This window comes from Brotaphodocola sp. (assembly GCF_050873065.1).
In the GTDB taxonomy this organism is placed as follows: domain Bacteria; phylum Bacillota; class Clostridia; order Lachnospirales; family Lachnospiraceae; genus Brotaphodocola.
Window position 1 is genome coordinate 1 of sequence record NZ_JBNMIC010000123.1, and the last position, 1,290, is coordinate 1,290.

A 1,290-nucleotide genomic window follows, 5' to 3' on the forward strand; every position below is an offset into this window, starting at 1 on the left:
GATATGTACAGCTTCTTCCGGGAACGTATCCGTGTGACGGATTCTTTATTTCGGTATACCGGAGAAAAGTGTAAAAGCGTGAGAAAAGTACAGGGAAAGCTTATAGAAGGGTTGGACGAGAGAAAGATGGAAATGGACAAGACAGATATCAAATCGCTGTATCTTCCGGAACTGGAAGCATGGATGCAGCAGAGAGGAGAGAAGGCGTTTCGGGCAAAACAGATTTTTCAGTGGATGCATGAGAAGCTGGTGACAGATTTTGATGAGATGACGAATCTTCCGGCCTCTCTTCGCGAAAAGCTGAAGGAGACCTGCACGCTGACCGCTCTGACGCCGGTGGATGTGAAGGTCTCCGCAATCGACGGCACGAGAAAATATCTGTTCGGTCTCGCCGATGGAAATGTGATTGAGAGTGTCTGGATGAAATACCATCATGGCAATTCGGTCTGCATTTCCTCCCAGGTGGGCTGCCGCATGGGCTGCCGTTTCTGTGCGTCCACACTTGACGGACTTGAGAGAAATCTGACACCGTCGGAGATGCTCGATCAGATTTACCGGATTCAGTCCCTGACGGGGGAGCGCGTCTCAAACGTCGTCGTCATGGGATCCGGGGAGCCGATGGACAATTATGACAACCTGATCCGCTTTGTCCGTCTTCTCTCCGGCGAGAAGGGACTCAACATCAGCCAGAGAAACATCACGGTCTCGACCTGTGGAATCGTGCCGGGGATTTTGAAACTCTCAGAGGAAGATCTTCAGATCACCTTAGCGCTCTCTCTGCATGCGCCGAGCGATGAGGTGCGAAAGACGCTGATGCCGATCGCAAACCGCTATGCACTCAAAGATGTGCTTGCTGCCTGCCGGACATACTTTGAGAAGACCGGGCGGAGACTGACATTTGAGTACAGCCTTGTGCGCGGAGTCAACGACAATCTCGAGGAGGCGCGGGCACTGACAGCGCTGATTAAAGACCTTCACGGCCATGTGAACCTGATTCCGGTCAATCCGATTAAGGAGCGCGATTATGTGCAGTCCGGAAGAAAGGCGATTGAGGATTTCAAAAATTATCTTGAAAAAAATGGAATCAATGTTACGATAAGAAGAGAGATGGGGCGCGATATCAACGGCGCCTGCGGACAGCTCAGAAAGAGCTATCTTGACCAGGAAAAGGAAGGATAAGGAGGGAACAGCAGATGGAGGCATGTGCGCTTACAGATATTGGCATGAATCGCAGCATGAACCAGGACTATGTGTATTCTTCTACGGCGCCGATCGGTTCTCTCGATAATC

1 protein-coding gene is annotated in these 1,290 nt (G+C 50.9%); it reads left to right on the forward strand.

Annotated features, from left to right (window positions below; all coding sequences use genetic code 11):
* The first annotated feature begins 132 nt into the window (after positions 1 to 132).
* The gene (gene rlmN, locus ACR0QE_RS13415) at positions 133 to 1,179 is read left to right on the forward strand and encodes a 23S rRNA (adenine(2503)-C(2))-methyltransferase RlmN (protein WP_432628836.1); all 1,047 of its coding nucleotides are present in this window, start codon (positions 133 to 135) and stop codon (positions 1,177 to 1,179) included.
* Positions 1,180 to 1,290 lie beyond the last annotated feature (111 nt).